This window comes from Corynebacterium sp. LK14 (genome assembly GCF_008042215.1).
Classification (GTDB): Bacteria; Actinomycetota; Actinomycetes; order Mycobacteriales; family Mycobacteriaceae; genus Corynebacterium; species Corynebacterium striatum.
On the sequence record NZ_NOVQ01000031.1, the window covers coordinates 1 to 348 of the forward strand.

The window sequence follows — 348 nt, forward strand, 5'->3', positions numbered from 1 at the left end:
AGAAGTCTCTAAGTTGCGCGAAGAACGCGATATTCTGCGCAAGGCTGCCAAATATTTTGCCGAAGAGACACGCTGGTGATCCGCTTCCAGTTTGTCTATGACCACCGAACCGAGTACTCGGTTAAGCGGATGTGCCAGGTGTTAAAGCTCAATCGCTCCTCGTTTTATAAATGGGTCCAAACCCGTGAAAAGCGCAGGTTAAAGATGTATTCTGATGCCGTTATTGGTGCAAGAATCAAGACCATCTTCGATGATGAGCACGGGCTTTATGGTGCTAAACGCATCGCTGCAAGCCTCAACAGTGATACGGATTTCGGCCCGATAAATCACAAGAAGGTCGCACGCATA

Annotated in this window: 1 pseudogene; it reads left to right on the forward strand. The window is 48.3% G+C overall.

What is annotated here, in order from left to right:
• Positions 1-348 (forward strand): annotated as a pseudogene (locus CHU71_RS12705) (IS3 family transposase); the annotation flags it as partial.